Here is a 16,172-nt window from a genome sequence, read left to right on the forward strand (position 1 = left end):
TGCATCTACTGTACTCCGTAACCAGCAGGCTCGGGGATTTGTTCCCGTTCACGACCCACCTCAGCACTCCGCTCCCGCCGGCCTTCGATGAGGCGGTAGAGCACCGGAACCAGTACCAGGGTCAACAGCGTCGAAGAGACAAGACCACCAACGACGACGACGGCAAGCGGTTGGGAGATGAACCCGCCTTCTCCGGTCAGACCGAGGGCCATCGGGGTTAGGGCGAAGACCGTTGCAAGGGCCGTCATCAGGATGGGACGAAGGCGTTGCCTGGACCCGCGGGTGACTGCATCGGCAACACTGAGCCCTGGCAAACCATTCTGCGGCCGACGGTACTGGTTGATCAGGTCAATGAGCACGATCGCGTTCGTTACAACGATGCCGACCAACATCAGCATACCGATCAGCGAGGGTAGCCCGAGCGGAATTCCGGTGAGAACGAGCAGCGCGATAGCACCGGTAGCCGCGAAGGGAACCGAGACCAGGAGGATGAGCGGTTGGATAAGGCTCTTGAACGTTGCCACCATGATGACGTACACAATCGCCACCGCCGCCCAGAGCGCGAGGAAGAGCTGGCCGAAGGAATCCGCCTGCTGCTCGGAGGCACCGCCCAGCGTGGCAGTGGCCCCGGCTGGCAGCGTGACGGCGTCCAGCCGCTCAGTGACGGACGCCGTCAGTGCGCCCAGATTGTCCTGGGACGGCGTAATGGAAACCTGCGCTGTCCGTTCGCCGTTTGAACTGGTGATCGTCAGCGGAACCTGGACCTCTTCCACCGTGGCGACATCCGTCAGCGGGATTGGCCCGGCCGGCGTCGGCAACGAGAGATCGCGGAGTTGGTCCAGGCTGGTGATTTCCGTTCCCTCACCGATCAGGATGGGGTAATCCGTGGCATCGAGCCGGACGGTGCCTCCCGGAACGGCGCTGATGCTGCCGCCCAACAGCGCGCCGATCTGGCCCTCGGTCAGTCCTGCCTCCACCGCCGCGTTCCGGTCCACGCTCACCTGGATCTGCGGCTGGGCGGCGGCGAGGTTCGACGTCACATCGCGAGCTCCCGGCACCCCCTGCATGGCGGCGACGACGGCCTCGCTTGCCTCAGCGAGGACGTCCGGTTCGGGAGCAGTGATATCGATGTCCACCGTGCTCGACGTCCCCAATCCACCCTGCTGGTTGGACAGCGAGATCTCGCCCGCTCCCTCAAGCTCGTTCAGCGCGGAGCGAACCTCGTTCTGCAGCTGCTGCTGGTCCGCGTCCTCCTCGGTAGTCACGGTGAACTGCGCGGTGGAAGCGCCGGCGGAAAAACGGGCTCCGACTGCCCCCGCTGCGTTCCCGACCGTGACCTGCACGTCACGGATTTCCTCGAAACCGGCCAGCGCTTCCTCCACGCGCCCCGCTTCGGCAACGGTGTTCTCAAGACTTGACCCCGGCTGCTGGCGCTGGATGACGCTGAAACTGTTCTGGCCGGTGTTGCCCAGGAGATTGGTCTGCATGAAGGGAACCAGCGCCACTGTTCCGGCAAGCACTAGCGCTCCGGCCACCACAGTCCACACCGGATGGTGTTGGGTTATCCGGAGGATGGGAAGGTACCCCCGCTGGAGCCAGGACCGCTGCTCCTTTTCCTCAGCGCGGTGCCGCTGCTCCGCCGCAGCAGTCGCAGCCGGGGCCGGGTCTGCCTGATCGGCTGCGATCCGCGTCCGCGGCAGGAACCAGTAGGCCAGCACCGGGACGATTGTCAGCGACACAGCCAGGGACGCCAGGAGCGCAATCGTGACGGTCAACGCAAACGGCCGGAACAGTTCACCCGCCAGATCCCCGACAAAGGCGATCGGGGCAAAAACCGCCACCGTGGTCAGCGTGGAAGCTGTAATGGCGCCGGCAACCTCGCGGATGGCGGTGAGGATGGCCGAGCGTTTGTCCTCGCCGTAACTGAGGTGACGCTTGATGTTCTCAATGACCACGATCGAGTCATCGACGACCCGGCCGATCGCAATAGTTAGCGCACCGAGCGTCAGGATATTGAGCGAGTAGCCGGTAGCCCACAACCCGATGAACGTGATCAGCAGCGACAGCGGAATGGACACTGCGGTCACCAGCGTTGACCGCGCGGAGAGAAGGAAGACCAGAATAACGACGACGGCGAAGCCCAGCCCCAGCAGCCCCTCGGTTGTGAGGTCGGCGATGGAACGCTCGATGAAGGGCGCTTGGTCGAAGATCACCGTGATATTCGCGCCGTCGCCCAGTTCAGCCTCAAGCTCGGGGATCAGGGCAGTCACCGCATTGGAGAGAGTCACGGTATCTGCGGACGGAACCTTCGTTACCGTGAGCGCCAGTGTTTCGGTGCCGTTGGTACGTGTGATGGACGTGGCGTCGTCGTCGGCTATCGAAACCTCCGCAACCTCCCCGATTGTTGCCGGGTCGGTGGCGCCTGTACTGGCTTCCGGCGGCAGGATCGGCAGGGCGCGGATGTCGTCCAGCGACTGCACGGGACTGCCCGCCTGGATCGTAAGGGAACGTTCGCCCTCCTCGAGGGTGCCGATGGGAAACAGCTCGCCGTTGTTTTCGAGCGCGTCGATGATGTCGCCGGTGGATAGTCCCTGTGCAGCGAGATCTTCCTGGCGGGGAAGGATGGAGATGTGCTGTTCGGCACCGCCGGTGATCTCGGCGCTGCGGACACCCTCTACCTTTTGAAGCCGCGGCACCGTGAGCCTCGTCAGTTCCTCGCCCAGTTCGCTCAGGGAGCGGTCTGAGGACACGGCCATGAAGACAACGGGGAGGTCGTTGATGCTTCCGGCCAACGACTGCGGCTCAACGTCGTCCGGCAGGGCAGAACGTACGGTCGAGATGGCGCGGTCCACCTGCCCTCGGGCGCGGTCCAGATCCGTACCGTAGGCGAACATCAAGCTGACGGTGGAAACGCCGTTGCGCGACGTCGTGGAGGACGATTCAAGGCCTTCGACACCGCTGAGGGCACTTTCCAAAGGTTCGCTGACCTGCTTGTCCAGGTACTCCGGCCCGGCACCCGGCAATGAGGAAACCACAGTGATCTGCGGGAACTCCAGCGAGGGGATGAGCTCCTGCTTCAGGGAACCCATGGCGATCACACCAAACACCGCCGCACACACGGTGATGAGGGCAATCAGTGCGCGGTTCGCCAGGGATAGCTGCGCCAAACGGAACATCGGTTCTGCCTTCTGCGGGCATCCAGTCCTGGCGGCACCGCGGTCTAGTTGAGTCCCAGGACCCTGTCAGTCATTGACTGGATGTCATCGGCAAGCGACTCATTCTCATTGAGCTTCGTGCCGTAGCCGGGGATCATTTCCTTCAATTTAGGCTCCCAGTCAGCAAGCTGGCCGGGGAAGCAACGACGCATGAGCTCTAGCATGATCGGCGCCGCAGTCGACGCCCCCGGAGATGCTCCCAGCAGGGCACCGACAGTGCCGTCAGCGGAAGTGATGACTTCCGTGCCGAACTGCAGAACGCCGCCCTTCCCGGGTGCCTTCTTGATGACCTGTACACGTTGCCCGGCGCTGATCAGTTCCCACCGGTTGCCATCAGCTGCGGGCAGGAACTCGTTGAGGTACTCATTTTTCGCCTCACGCTTCTTGAGCACCTCGCTGATCAGGTATTTGGTCAACGGGATATTGTCCTTGCCTACCGCCAGCATGGGCAGGAGGTTGGACGGGCGGATAGACGTTGGCAGGTCCAGCAGTGATCCGCGCTTGAGGAACTTGGTTGAAAAACCGGCGTAGGGGCCAAACAAGAGCGAACGTTCGCCATTGACGTAGCGGGTGTCGAGGTGCGGCACGGACATGGGCGGGGCACCGACCGACGCCTGCCCGTACACCTTGGCGTTGTGCCGTGTCACGGTCTTCGGGTTGGTGCAGCGCAGGAACTGTCCGGAGACCGGGAATCCGGCAAAACCGCGGCCTTCGGGGATGCCGCTCTTCTGCAGCAGATGCAGCGCACCGCCACCGGCTCCGATGAAGACGAACCGCGTGTTGACGGTGTGCGCTTGCCCGGTTGCGCGGTTGCGAACGGTGACATCCCAGCGGTTCTGCGAGGTCTTCGAAAGATTGGTGACGTCATGGCCGTAGCGCAGGTCAACGTCATTTTCGCCGAGGTAGCTTGTGAGACCGCGGGTAAGTGATCCGAAATCGACGTCCGTACCGCCGGTTACCCGTGATGCTGCGACGGGCTGACCAGGACTGCGGCCCTCCATGATGAGCGGAGTCCACTCCGCAATCTCCGAGTGCTCAGTGGCGAACTCAATGGTTTTGAAGAGTGGTTGCGTGCGGAGTGCCTCATAACGCCGACGGAGATACTCCACATTTGGTTCACCCCAGACGAAGCTCATGTGCGGAACGGCGTTGATGAAGCCGCCCGGATCGCCGAGGTGGCCGTTCGAGACCATATGCGCCCAGAACTGCCTGGAGATCTGGAACTGCTCGTTGATGGCGATGGCTTTGGACGGGTCTACGGAGCCGTCCTTGCCTGCCGGCGAGTAGTTAAGCTCGCATAGGGCGGCGTGGCCGGTCCCCGCGTTGTTCCAGGGGTCGGAGCTCTCGAGCCCAGCGCGGTCAAGCCGCTCGAACAGAGTGATGCTCCAGTCCGGCTGCAGTTGCTTGAGGAACGCACCCAGGGTGGCGCTCATGATTCCGCCGCCGATAAGAACGACGTCAGTGTGATTCGCGGGCTTTCCCGCCTGGCTGTCAGCAGTCACGATGGGTCTCCAATAGCAAGGGCGCTAGCCCTAGAAGCGTAGCCTCTGGCAGAGACGTTCCGTAAATCCGAATGCCGCACGGCGCAGTGATCCTCGTCCCAGGGCTCCGCCGAATTCACCTGCTGGCAAGGTGCCGAATCAGTTCTCGGTTCAGGGGACCGGTTGTTCAACATCAGCGAGGTCAATGCTGTTGAAAACCTCGTGCATGACCGGGCTCACGGGGTAACTGAGCACACGCGGAGACACCACTGCGGCCGAGATGGGAAAGGCGAGTGGAACGGCAGGAATGTCAACGGCGATGCTCTCACTTATCTCCTGGTACGCGGCAACACGCTCCTCACCGTTGGGCAGGGTGACTGCCCTGGCAATCTTGCTGAAGAGCTGGTTGTCACGGAAAGCGAATTCTTCGCTGTAGCTGCCGAACAGGGCGCCCACGAAATTGTCGGGATCCTGGTAGCTCCCACTCCACCCGAGCAGGTGGAACGCACGGTTGTCGTCATTCTGGACGGTCTCGATATAGCCGTCGGCCCATTCGGTCGGGACGGGCTGAAGATTGAATCCGGCGGCCGTGAGCTGACGGCTCAGCTCGGCGTACACCTTCTCCGGTGAGGAGAGATAGGGACGGGAGACGTTGCGGGGATAGTGGAAGGGGAGCGGCTCACCGCTGTACCCGGCCTCGTCCAGCAGTTTTTTCGCCAGCTCAGGATCGTACTCGTAATCGGTGATCTCTTCATTGGTCACCCCGAGCTTCGGCGGAATGAACTGGTTGGCCGGGCTGGTGCCGGCCAGGAAGCGGCCCTCGATGAGTGCATCTTTGTCGATCGCGTGGGCTACTGCCTGCCGGAACAGCACATCGTCGACGCCGGGAAAATCCTGGTTCATCCCGAGGTACAGGACCGAATATGGATCGCGTTGCAGGATCTGCTGGCCCTCCCGGGCGAGCTCGGCGGCGTTTTCCACGGTCACGAGGTCGTATCCGTCGATTTCCTCGCTCAGCAGCGCACGCAACCGGGCAGCTGTGTTCGGAATGGTACGGAAAGTGACAGTCTGAATTTCACCCGCCGTGCCCCAGTAACCCTCAAAAGCGCTCAAGGTCACTTCATCCCCGGACCAACGGGTGAACGTGAACGGACCCGTTCCGACCGGACTGAGCGCGAACTCCGATAGTTGCCTGCCATTTCGTTCAACAGTCAGCTGGTTCGCGTTGAGCTCGTCGAGCGCTTTCGGCGAGGCCATTCCGAAGGCAGGCAAAGCAAGGGCGGGAATGAAGGACGTGAGGCGACCGGTCAGCCGGATGAGCACGGTGTGTTCTCCGAGCGGCTGACACGAATCGTAGACGGATTCCTCAGGTTCATCAGAGAAGGCTTTAAACACGGACTTGAACGCGATGGTGGCGTCCAGTACTCGGGTTTCGGGAGGCATGGTGTACCAGCGCTCGAAGTTTGCGCAGACCGCTGCGGCGTTGAACGGTTCGCCATCGTGGAAGACAACGTCCTGGCGCAGATCGAAGGCGTAGGCGCGGCCCTCGTCCCGTTCCTCCCATGACGTGGCCAGGAGCGGCGCCGGTTCTGAGGTCAGCGGGTCGATTCCGACGAGACCTTCCAACATCTGCCGGGTGATTCGGTAGGACTCAGTGTCTGCAACAAGAGCCGGATCAAGGCCGGTAGGCGCCGCGGCAGTGCCGAACGTGAACGTTGCGGTGGTGGTATCGCCAACTGGAGCCGCCGGCTCCGCACTGGTGGCGGCCGCCGTCGTCGTTGTTGGTACCGGCGTGGCTGCAGTGCACGCGGTCAGGCCAAGCACTGCTGCTCCCGCCAGCGCACGCAGGAACGGTCCCGACAGCTTACGACGGCGGTGCGTTGGGCTGGCTGGCATGGTCTCCTCGGGGCGCGCGTGCAATAGGGCACGACTGCGGGCGGAATTTCCAGTTTAGGTCACGAGACTGAATGGAAGCTGATCGCGGTGCATCGTACGACGCCCGACACACAAAAACGGTGGGTATCTGCATCGAACTGCAGATACCCACCGTGTCCCTGATCCAGATTAGAGGAGTCGAATCAAGGAGTCTTTGTCAGACGATTGCTCGCCTGGACTGCCGTGCCTGTTACCCGGGACTGACTACTCGCTCGGGGGCATCAGGATGGAGTCGATCAGGTAGACCGTTGCGTTGGCGGTCTGAACGCCACCGCAGATGACCGCTGCGCCCTCTTCGCCGACGGTGATGGAGTCACCCTCGCCTTCGACCGTCAGTTCGGCACCATTGAGCGTGGTATGTGTTCCGGCAACCTCATCGGGAGCCAGCTGGCCCTCAACGACGTGGTAGGTCAGGATGCCGGAGAGGAGGTCTGCGTCCGTCTGCAGCGCCTCGACGGTTGCTGCATCGAGCGCTTCGAAAGCGTCGTCAACCGGCGCGAAGACGGTCAGCGCTTCAGATCCGTTGAGGGTGTCAACCAGATCGACATCAGGGTTGATGCCACCTGACACAGCGGCGGTCAGCTGAGTAAGCAACGGGTTGTTCGAAGCAGCGGTCGCTACCGGATCCTGAGCCATGCCGGCTACCGAGCCGTCGCCGTCGGGCACCTGCTCCGCGTAACCTTCGCAGCCCGGGCCCACCAGGTTGGCGGCGGGGTCCATGGCCTCTTCGGTCATTTCCTCGGTCATCTCGGGTGCTGAGGATTCAGTCGTGGTTGATTCGGTGGTCTCCGAATCACTGGTGGCTGCTTCATCGCCACCACCACAGGCTGCCAAGCCGAACATGGCTACAGCTGCGACACCGAATACGGAGAGATTCCTGCGCTTGAGAAGTTCCATTTCATTTCTCCTTCATTCATTCCGACCCCCACGGCAAAACGCGATGGTCTAATTTCCGGACGAACACATCGTGTCGATGTCTCACGGGTCATTCGGCTGAGCGATGAAGGTGGATGGGTGAGTGCTGAAAAAAAGTTGTTGACAGCGGCTCGGGCCGTGATTTCGCCTTGGGGCTTAACGAGCCGGGCCCCCAGGCGGGAAGCCTGAGGGCCTGAATGATCGACGCCGATTACGTCTCCAGCTAGTAGTGCGCAAGGGGGGACTCGAACCCCCACGTCCGAAGACACTGGAACCTAAATCCAGCGCGTCTGCCAATTTCGCCACTCGCGCGTGGTCGTGCCGACCGGCCGAAGCCATCCGGCGCACGGTTTATTGTACTGGTTCTTCTCGAGGTGACGGGCGCTGGGTACAGCCCTGAGGGTTTCCGCTTCAGCTGATCCCCAGATCGCGGCGGAGCTTGGCAACGTGACCGGTGGCCCTGACGTTGTACTGCGCCAGGCTGACCTGCCCGGATCCATCGATTACCACCGTGGACCGGATCAGACCTTCATAGGTCTTCCCATAATTCTTCTTCTCGCCCCACGCCCCATACGCCTCTGCCACAGCGTGATCCGGATCGGAAAGCAGCGGGAACGTCAGCGACTCCTTTTCGCTGAAGGAGCGGAGCTTCGTTTCCGAATCGGGGGAAATTCCTACGACTCTGTATCCTGCAGCGCCAAGCGAGGAGAGGTTATCCCGGAAATCGCACGCTTCGGTTGTGCAGCCCGGTGTTGCTGCTGCCGGGTAGAAGTAGACGACGACATTCTGGCCGACGAAGTCGCTGAGGGAAATCGCCGAACCATCCGCGGACGGAAGCGTGAAATCAGGTGCGCGGTCTCCGGTGTGGAGTCGTTCTGACATATTGGTCTCTCTTTTCGGTCTCGATTGTGCATCAGAGGTGCAACTGTCCCGGTTTGCGGCCCGAGCAGTAGCTATCATATGTGGGTGCATTTCAAGGTCACCAAGCGAAGCTACACGGGCTGCGCGGGGCGAAAGGAAGTTTTTACTGATGCCGCATCTCGAGCAATGGTCCACCGGTCGACTACTGACGACGGCCGCTCGGTTGGTGGAGCATGCGTGGAATGAACGGCTGGTCTCCATCGGTGTCACTCATGCCGGCGTAATAGCGCTCGATGTGCTCGAAGCACAGGGTGCCATGACCCAGGCCAATCTCGCCCAACTGGTGCGCGTCCAGGCACAAACCATGGGTAAGACACTGTCCCGCTTGGAACTGCGCGGACACATCTCAAGGACGCGCAGCGATGTCGACCGCCGCAGCCATGCGGTTGCGATTACACCCGCGGGCAGTCGGGTGCTCGGAGAAGCGAAGGATGTTGAACGTACGCTCATAGCCGGCGAGGGGCTCGTCTCGAGTGAACTCAGGTCACACCTCCAGTCCGTCATCCAGGACCTCGGTGCCCCGCGTTGGAACTGGGAAGCCGACGGTGCGCCTGCTGTCGCCCGGCAGACCGGGCTTCCGGAGCCAGCGCTCATTGACGATTAGCGGGCGGCTCGGTTCTGGGGTTAAAGCAGAAATCCTCCCGCCGGGCAGATGCCCAACGGGAGGATTCTTTTCTGTGCACCCCCCGGGACTTGAACCCGGAACCCATTGATTAAGAGTCAATTGCTCTGCCAATTGAGCTAGAGGTGCCTGCGAAATCCGGTCTCACCGCGTTCCGCAACAGCACTAAACTCTACCAGCACTGCGACGGAAAGTTGAAATCGGAGCGCTGCGTGTGAGCTATTGCATCTCCACCCGCAGGATCCGGGATCCACTGGTTTCATTGGTCGCAATGAGCAGGCTGCCGTCAACTCCCGCAAGAGTGTCCCTCAGCCGTCCGTGAGCGCCGTCGAGGAAGCTGGCTGGATTGCCGGCGAAACCTCCGGACACCGGTACACGCCAGAGCCGTTCACCCCGTAGACCGCCGATGTAGGCGACGTCTTCCACGATGGCCATGCCGCTGGGGGAAGCCGTAGCGGTGGACGGCCACACCACCTGAGCGTCCATGAAACCGCGCTGACCCGGCGCCCCGGTGACTGCAGGCCAGCCGTAGTTGCCGCCGGGCTCGATGAGGTTGAGCTCATCATCGCGCTCGGGGCCGAACTCGCTTGCCCAGAGCCGGTCCCCGGAGTCCCAGGCCAGACCCTGCACATTCCGGTGCCCCAGCGAATAGACGGCAGAGCCGAACGGATTATCCGGGGCGGGTTCGCCGTCAGCAGTTACCCGAAGAATTTTCCCGCCGAGGCTCGCCCTGTCCTGTGCGCTTTCGGCGTTGGACGCATCGCCCGTGCCGATGTACAGGTACCCATCGGGGCCGAATTTGATACGGCCTCCGTTGTGGATGTTTGCCTTCGGTATGCCCGTCAGCACTTCTTCCGTGCCCGCAAGGCCATCGTTGCCATACGCCATGCTGATAACACGATTATCGTCGGTGCTCGTGTAGTAGAGGTAAAGGCGGGGGTCAGTCGTGAAGTCCGGCGGCACGGCAACGCCCAATAATCCGCCCTCGCCGTCGGCGTCGATGGCGTCCTGCACTACGCCGATGACATCAACCACGCCGTCGGTAATCCGTTTCACCTCCGCGCTTTCCCGCTCAGTGACGATGAGGCTGCCGTCCGGCAGCAACGCCAATGCCCACGGAACATCCAAGCCTGTTGCCACCTCCGCGGTGACTGCCGGAATGGGCTGCTCGGACACCGACGGCGCCGGTTCCCCGGAGGTGGCACCCAGGGAGGTCGGAGTCTGCCGGACAATCGGGGCGGGCTCAGGTCCGGCATTGCATGAGGTGACTCCGGCGAGCAGGCTGAACACTGCGGCGAGACCCCCGAGTGCCGGGGTCCTTCCGTCATTCCGCTTTACCTGCCGCGCGGGCCGCATGACAGACACGTTACGACGGCGGAAAAGGGCTGTCCATCAGCCCTGCGGTCGTCCGGCTACGCTGATCGCATGACCGCTCCCACCATCCGTACCGTGACAGTGCCTGACCAATACCTTCTGGAGGCACTCAGTCCTGCACCCGCCGGAATCACCCTCGCAGTGTGGGACTTCAAAGGCGAACCCCTTGGGGCTGACCTGCGGGAGGTCGACGTCGCAGTACTGCCCTATATGGCCAGGGGCGATTTCAGCTCACAGCTGCAGTCAGCTCCCGCGCTCAAACTGGTGCAGACCCAATCGACCGGGTATGAGGGCGTGCCGGAAATGGCCGGTGCCGGGGTTGCCGTCTGCAGTGCCGCCGGCGTCCACGCTGCGGCTACAGCCGAAATGGCAATCGGACTCGCCATCACCTCGCTTCGCGGCATCAACGTCGCAGTGTTGAACCAGCGGGAGCGGGTGTGGAAGCCCGAACGATTCCCGGGCCTTGCAGACCGCAGAGTGCTGCTCCTGGGAGTTGGCGGCATCGGAGAAGAAATAGCCAATCGACTCGCTGCCTTCGAAGTCGAGCTCACGAGGGTTGGCAGGACAGCGCGTACCGACCAGCGCGGGCAGGTGCACGGCAGCGATGAACTTCTCGGACTGGCTGCCAACCACGACGTCCTGATTATCATTACGCCGTTGTCGGACTCCACCCGGGGACTGGTGGGAAGGGACGTGCTTGCGGCGTTGCCCGACGGCGCCCTCGTCATCAACGTTGCACGGGGCCCCGTGGTGGATTCGGAGGCACTCACGGCTGAGGTGGTCAGCGGGCGCCTGCATGCCGCAATCGATGTCTTCGATCCTGAGCCCCTCCCCGCGAATCATCCGCTCTGGGGTGCGGACAACGCGATCATCACGCCGCACAACGGCGGGAACACCGGCGCGTTCCTCCCACGCATCGTGCGGCTGCTGCGGCGCCAGCTCGAGGCGTTCGCCGCGGGGCGGGAGCCGGTCAATCTGGTGGTGCCGGGACCATGGCAAGCGGGGCGCGCCGACGTGTGAGGGCTATGCAGGCGTGATGACGGCTATGCAAGCGTGATGAACGTCTGCATGAACAGTTCGAAGTCCGCGTAGTCGTCCGCCTGCTCGAGGTGGAGTTCCTGGTGGCGTGCAGGCTGGAAAGTGACGTCCGGCTGAACCCCGAAGCGGAACGTCCTGCCGGTGTTTGTTGCCACCTCGTAATCGCCATCCGCCAACTGAAAGGCGTGGGCGAGGTTGGTCATGTTCAACTCGACTGGAACGCCCCCGCCGGTCAGGGTCTGCCCGTTGACGGGAGCCACCATGATCTCCGTGGGTTGCCAACGGTATCCGACGACGTAGTACCTCGGTGCGCTGATTCGCGTCCCGTCGGCGTCCCTGCCTTCGCGGCGAGTGTTCACCGCGAAGATGAGGTTGTAATCGCCGTAATTGAGGATTTGGGAGTCGAAGATTCCGCGGAGGATGTTCTTCAGGGCATCGCTTCCGGGCTCGTCCTGTGAAGCGTGCGGCAACTGGGGAATCATTTTCGGCCTGGGTAGGGAAGTGCCCGCGGGACGGCTGGTCGGTATGCGGCCGCCGATGGCCGGCGGCACGTGGTCCGCGCCGACCACCCTACCCGAAATAAGCGGTGTCCATTCGGCCGGCGGGCGCGCTGAACGCCGGCCGCCTGTGACGCAGTACACCCCTCAGATGGGCTTAACAGGTCGGTCACACGCGCAGGGCGCACCTGCTTTCGGGCCTAGACTTTTACCCATGAGCGTGGATAGCGAAGCCAAGGCAACACCGGATATCAAGCCAAGAAGCCGTGCGGTCACTGATGGCATGGAGCGGGCACCTGCCCGAGGCATGCTGCGTGCAGTGGGAATGGGTGATGACGACTTCGCCAAGCCGCAGGTCGGTGTCGCGAGCTCCTGGAATGAAATCACCCCCTGCAATCTCTCCCTGAACCGCTTGGCCCAGGGCGCCAAGGAGGGCGTTCACGCGGCCGGCGGGTTCCCTATGCAGTTCGGAACAATCTCCGTTTCGGACGGCATCTCCATGGGCCACGAAGGAATGCACTTCTCGCTCGTATCCCGCGAGGTCATCGCCGACTCCGTTGAGACAGTGATGGAAGCGGAGCGCATCGACGGGTCGGTGCTTCTGGCGGGCTGTGACAAATCACTGCCCGGCATGCTCATGGCTGCTGCGCGGCTGAATCTCTCAAGCGTCTTCCTGTATGCCGGCTCAATCATGCCGGGCTGGGTGAAGCTGGAAGACGGCACAGAGAAGGAAGTTACCCTGATTGACGCTTTCGAAGCTGTCGGGGCCTGCGCGGCTGGAAAAATGTCGAGGGGTGACGTCGACCGCATCGAGCGCGCAATTTGCCCTGGTGAGGGCGCCTGTGGAGGCATGTACACCGCCAACACAATGGCCTGCATCGGTGAAGCGCTCGGTATGTCACTGCCCGGTTCGGCAGCGCCGCCGTCTGCTGACCGCCGTCGGGATGAATTTGCCCGAAAATCCGGCGAAGCCGTTGTGAACCTGCTGAGACTCGGCATTACAGCGCGGGACATCATGACCAAAAAGGCGTTCGAAAACGCCATTGCTGTCACGATGGCCTTCGGTGGGTCCACCAACGCAGTCCTGCACCTGCTCGCCATCGCACGCGAGGCAGAGGTGGATCTGACGCTCGATGACTTCAACCGCATCGGCGACCGGGTTCCGCACCTGGGTGACCTCAAGCCGTTCGGCCGCTACGTCATGACCGACGTGGACAAGATCGGCGGCGTGCCGGTGATCATGCGCGCCCTTCTGGACGCCGGACTCCTCCACGGAGACGTGCTGACGGTGACGGGCAAGACGCTCGCTGAAAATCTTGAGGCAATCAATCCGCCGGACGTCGACGGCAAGATCCTGCGTGCCCTGGATAACCCCATCCACAAAACCGGTGGCATTACCATCCTGCACGGCTCGATGGCTCCGGAAGGTGCGGTGGTGAAGAGCGCAGGCTTCGACGCGGAGGTGTTCGAAGGTACTGCGCGCGTCTTCGAACGCGAACAGGGGGCCTTGCAGGCTCTCGCTGCGGGGGAGGTGAAGGCGGGGGACGTCGTCGTCATCCGGTATGAGGGCCCCAAAGGCGGACCGGGCATGCGGGAAATGCTGGCCATCACCGGAGCCATCAAGGGCGCGGGACTGGGCAAGGATGTACTCCTGCTGACGGACGGTAGGTTCTCGGGCGGCACCACCGGGCTGTGCATCGGCCACGTGGCTCCCGAGGCAGTGGACGGCGGTCCCATTGCGTTCGTCAAGGACGGGGATCATATCCGCGCCGATATTCCGAACAAGACCTTCGACCTGCTGGTCGATCCCGAGGAACTGGAGCGCCGGAGGATCGGTTGGGAGCCGCTTCCCGCCCGGTACACCAGGGGAGTGCTGGCGAAGTACGCGAAGCTGGTGCATTCAGCCTCCGAGGGCGCCTACACCGGCTAATCTGCGCCGGTTGGAAACCGGAACTGAAGACGACGACGGCGGCTGCGCGCCGGCGTCGTCGTCTTCAGTTAGTGTCCAGTAACTGGAATGGTTGTCCATATAGTGAGACGGCGCCGGGTGTTGTTGACACTGTTGGCGGGGGAGTGAAAACTACAGGTATGCAGCTCGTATCCGTAGTCCTAGTTACCAAGCGCGTGGCCTAAAAGCCCGGCTGGTACGTCTACGTCACGCGCAAACCCCTCGCAGAGCCCACCAGGCTGAGGGGTTTTTTTGTTCCCACCGAACAGATTCGCGCAGTACATTTGCGCAGCGATCAAGCTGTGCTGGATACAAAGGAAGTTCAGAGATGTCCAAGGGATCGCCCATCAGCCCGGCGCTGATGGCAACCAGACAACCCGCTCCGGCGGCACCGGTCCAGCAGCCGGGCAGGGACAACGCGGCTCCTTCCGCGCCCACCAGTCCCGTGCTCGGGCCCAACCGCGTGGTGCCGCCAACCCAGATGACCGGATCCCAGGCGATTGTCCGCGCCCTTGAGGAACTCGGCGTTGATGACATCTTCGGCCTTCCCGGAGGCGCAATTCTTCCGACCTACGACCCGCTGATGGCCTCTACCAAACTTCGGCACATCCTCGTCCGCCATGAGCAGGGCGCCGGGCATGCGGCCCAGGGCTATGCCATGGTGACCGGGCGTCCGGGGGTTTGCATTGCCACGTCCGGGCCTGGGGCCACCAACCTGGTCACCGCAATAGCGGATGCGCATATGGATTCGGTGCCGATGGTGGCCATCACCGGCCAGGTGTCCAGCGCCGTGATCGGATCGGATGCGTTCCAGGAAGCGGATATCGTCGGCATCACCATGCCGATCACCAAGCACTCCTACCTGGTGACCAAATCACAGGACATTCCCCGGGTTCTCGCTGAAGCATTCCACATCGCTTCGACGGGGCGGCCGGGACCGGTGCTCGTGGACATCGCAAAGGACGCCCAGGTCGGCGCGATGTCCTTCTCCTGGCCACCGAAAGTTGACTTGCCCGGCTACCGCACGGTGGTACGGGGTCACGCCAAGCAGGTCCGCGAGGCCGCCCGGCTCATCATGGCCTCGGAACGTCCCGTGTTTTACGTGGGCGGCGGTGTGGTCAAGGCTCATGCGGCAGCAGAATTGCTCGAGCTGGCGGAACTGCTGGGCGCACCGGTTGTCACCACGCTGATGGCCCGCGGGGTTTTCCCCGACTCCCATCCGCAGCACGTCGGCATGCCCGGCATGCATGGCTCGGTGTCCGCGGTCACTGCCCTCCAGCAGTCGGATCTGCTGATTACGCTCGGCGCGCGGTTCGACGACCGCGTAACCGGTGTGCTTTCGAGCTTCGCGCCCGGGGCGAAGGTGATCCATGCAGACATCGATCCTGCCGAAATTTCGAAGAACCGGACGGCCGACGTACCGATTGTCGGCTCGGTGAAAGAGATCATTCCAGAGTTCACCGCGGCACTGCGCGAGCAGTTCGCCGCCTCCGGCGCGCCGGACTACAGTGCCTGGTGGATGGTGCTGAACCGGCTCCGCGAGAGCTACCCCATCGGGTTCACCCAGCCCGAAGACGGGCTCTCCGCCCCGCAGCACGTCATCCAGCGCATCGGTGAGCTCACCGGACCGGAGGGCGTGTATGCGGCAGGCGTTGGACAGCACCAGATGTGGGCAGCCCAATTCATCAACTACGAGCGGCCGCATGCATGGTTGAACTCCGGTGGCCTGGGCACCATGGGTTACGCGGTTCCGGCCGCCATGGGCGCCAAGGTCGGCAACCCTGACCGCGTGGTGTGGGCGATCGACGGTGACGGCTGTTTCCAGATGACCAACCAGGAGCTGGCCACCTGTGTGATCAACAACATTCCGATCAAGGTCGCCGTGATCAACAATTCCTCCTTGGGCATGGTGCGCCAGTGGCAGACCCTGTTCTACGAGGGCCGTTACTCGAACACGGACCTCAACACCGGGCACAACACCGTGAGGGTTCCGGACTTCGTGAAACTTGCCGATGCCTACGGCTGCGCCGGACTGCGTTGTGAGCGGGATGAAGACATTGATGCCACCATCCAGCAGGCACTGGACATCAACGACCGACCCGTTGTGATCGATTTTGTGGTCAGCCGTGACTCTATGGTGTGGCCTATGGTCCCCACCGGCGTCAGCAACGACCTCATCCAGATTGCCCGCAACATGACCCCGGACTGGGAGCAGGAGGACTAACA

Annotated in this window: 11 protein-coding genes and 2 tRNA genes; 4 read left to right on the forward strand and 9 right to left on the reverse strand. The window is 62.6% G+C overall.

Annotation, left to right across the window (positions count from 1 at the left end):
• Window positions 1–5: 5 nt before the first annotated feature.
• The 6 genes from ASH00_RS10105 to bcp form a co-directional block, all read right to left on the reverse strand.
• Window positions 6–3,176: an efflux RND transporter permease subunit gene (locus ASH00_RS10105; RefSeq protein ID WP_082566043.1), complete on the reverse strand. Its 3,171-nt coding sequence runs from the start codon at window positions 3,174–3,176 to the stop codon at window positions 6–8.
• 44 nt (window positions 3,177–3,220) lie between these two features.
• Complete coding sequence (locus ASH00_RS10110; RefSeq protein ID WP_082566044.1) at window positions 3,221–4,717, reverse strand: malate:quinone oxidoreductase; 1,497 nt, start codon at window positions 4,715–4,717, stop codon at window positions 3,221–3,223.
• A 150-nt stretch (window positions 4,718–4,867) separates the two neighbouring features.
• Window positions 4,868–6,592, reverse strand: a complete 1,725-nt coding sequence (locus ASH00_RS10115; RefSeq protein WP_200954789.1) for an ABC transporter substrate-binding protein — start codon at window positions 6,590–6,592, stop codon at window positions 4,868–4,870.
• A 243-nt stretch (window positions 6,593–6,835) separates the two neighbouring features.
• Entirely contained in the window at window positions 6,836–7,528 is a 693-nt protein-coding gene (locus ASH00_RS10120; protein ID WP_056548173.1) for a fasciclin domain-containing protein, read from the reverse strand.
• A 248-nt stretch (window positions 7,529–7,776) separates the two neighbouring features.
• Window positions 7,777–7,858 (reverse strand) — tRNA-Leu (locus tag ASH00_RS10125).
• Window positions 7,859–7,957: 99 nt separating this feature from the next.
• Window positions 7,958–8,428 carry a thioredoxin-dependent thiol peroxidase gene (gene bcp, locus ASH00_RS10130; RefSeq protein ID WP_056548174.1) on the reverse strand — a complete coding sequence of 157 codons (471 nt, stop codon included), beginning with the start codon at window positions 8,426–8,428 and terminating at the stop codon, window positions 7,958–7,960.
• Between the two features lie 148 nt (window positions 8,429–8,576).
• On the opposite strand from bcp, the gene ASH00_RS10135 reads away from it, so the two are divergent.
• Window positions 8,577–9,071 (forward strand): MarR family winged helix-turn-helix transcriptional regulator, encoded by a 495-nt coding sequence (locus tag ASH00_RS10135; protein ID WP_082566045.1) that lies wholly within the window; start codon window positions 8,577–8,579, stop codon window positions 9,069–9,071.
• Window positions 9,072–9,145: 74 nt separating this feature from the next.
• Here ASH00_RS10135 and ASH00_RS10140 read toward each other — a convergent pair.
• Both ASH00_RS10140 and ASH00_RS10145 read right to left on the reverse strand, forming a co-directional pair.
• Window positions 9,146–9,218: transfer RNA gene (locus ASH00_RS10140), tRNA-Lys, on the reverse strand.
• A 90-nt stretch (window positions 9,219–9,308) separates the two neighbouring features.
• The gene (locus ASH00_RS10145; RefSeq protein ID WP_056548175.1) at window positions 9,309–10,445 is read right to left on the reverse strand and encodes a PQQ-dependent sugar dehydrogenase; all 1,137 of its coding nucleotides are present in this window, start codon (window positions 10,443–10,445) and stop codon (window positions 9,309–9,311) included.
• A gap of 69 nt (window positions 10,446–10,514) precedes the next feature.
• Between ASH00_RS10145 and ASH00_RS10150 the strand changes: the two genes are divergently transcribed.
• On the forward strand, window positions 10,515–11,483 hold the full coding sequence (locus ASH00_RS10150) for a 2-hydroxyacid dehydrogenase (RefSeq protein ID WP_056548176.1): 969 nt from the start codon (window positions 10,515–10,517) through the stop codon (window positions 11,481–11,483).
• Window positions 11,484–11,506: 23 nt separating this feature from the next.
• Here the strand turns inward: ASH00_RS10150 and ASH00_RS10155 are convergent, their stop codons facing one another.
• Window positions 11,507–11,983, reverse strand: a complete 477-nt coding sequence (locus ASH00_RS10155) for a hypothetical protein (RefSeq protein ID WP_056548373.1) — start codon at window positions 11,981–11,983, stop codon at window positions 11,507–11,509.
• A gap of 229 nt (window positions 11,984–12,212) precedes the next feature.
• Between ASH00_RS10155 and ilvD the strand changes: the two genes are divergently transcribed.
• Window positions 12,213–13,928, forward strand: a complete 1,716-nt coding sequence (gene ilvD, locus ASH00_RS10160; RefSeq protein ID WP_056548177.1) for a dihydroxy-acid dehydratase — start codon at window positions 12,213–12,215, stop codon at window positions 13,926–13,928.
• A 346-nt stretch (window positions 13,929–14,274) separates the two neighbouring features.
• Window positions 14,275–16,170: an acetolactate synthase large subunit gene (locus ASH00_RS10165; protein WP_056548178.1), complete on the forward strand. Its 1,896-nt coding sequence runs from the start codon at window positions 14,275–14,277 to the stop codon at window positions 16,168–16,170.
• The last annotated feature ends 2 nt before the right edge of the window (window positions 16,171–16,172 follow it).

Origin of the sequence: Arthrobacter sp. Soil782 (assembly GCF_001428435.1) — a bacterium.
Taxonomy (GTDB): domain Bacteria; phylum Actinomycetota; class Actinomycetes; order Actinomycetales; family Micrococcaceae; genus Arthrobacter_D; species Arthrobacter_D parietis.

Excerpts from the sequence above, each read along its gene's own strand:
- ASH00_RS10105 (WP_082566043.1), bottom strand. The coding sequence starts at position 3,176 with ATGTTCCGTTTGGCGCAGCTATCCCTGGCGAACCGCGCACTGATTGCC.
- ASH00_RS10115 (WP_200954789.1), bottom strand. The coding sequence starts at position 6,592 with ATGCCAGCCAGCCCAACGCACCGCCGTCGTAAGCTGTCGGGACCGTTC.
- ASH00_RS10120 (WP_056548173.1), bottom strand. The coding sequence starts at position 7,528 with ATGGAACTTCTCAAGCGCAGGAATCTCTCCGTATTCGGTGTCGCAGCT.
- bcp (WP_056548174.1), bottom strand. The coding sequence starts at position 8,428 with ATGTCAGAACGACTCCACACCGGAGACCGCGCACCTGATTTCACGCTT.
- ASH00_RS10135 (WP_082566045.1), top strand. The coding sequence starts at position 8,577 with ATGCCGCATCTCGAGCAATGGTCCACCGGTCGACTACTGACGACGGCC.
- ASH00_RS10145 (WP_056548175.1), bottom strand. The coding sequence starts at position 10,445 with ATGCGGCCCGCGCGGCAGGTAAAGCGGAATGACGGAAGGACCCCGGCA.
- ASH00_RS10150 (WP_056548176.1), top strand. The coding sequence starts at position 10,515 with ATGACCGCTCCCACCATCCGTACCGTGACAGTGCCTGACCAATACCTT.
- ASH00_RS10155 (WP_056548373.1), bottom strand. The coding sequence starts at position 11,983 with ATGATTCCCCAGTTGCCGCACGCTTCACAGGACGAGCCCGGAAGCGAT.
- ilvD (WP_056548177.1), top strand. The coding sequence starts at position 12,213 with ATGAGCGTGGATAGCGAAGCCAAGGCAACACCGGATATCAAGCCAAGA.
- ASH00_RS10165 (WP_056548178.1), top strand. The coding sequence starts at position 14,275 with ATGTCCAAGGGATCGCCCATCAGCCCGGCGCTGATGGCAACCAGACAA.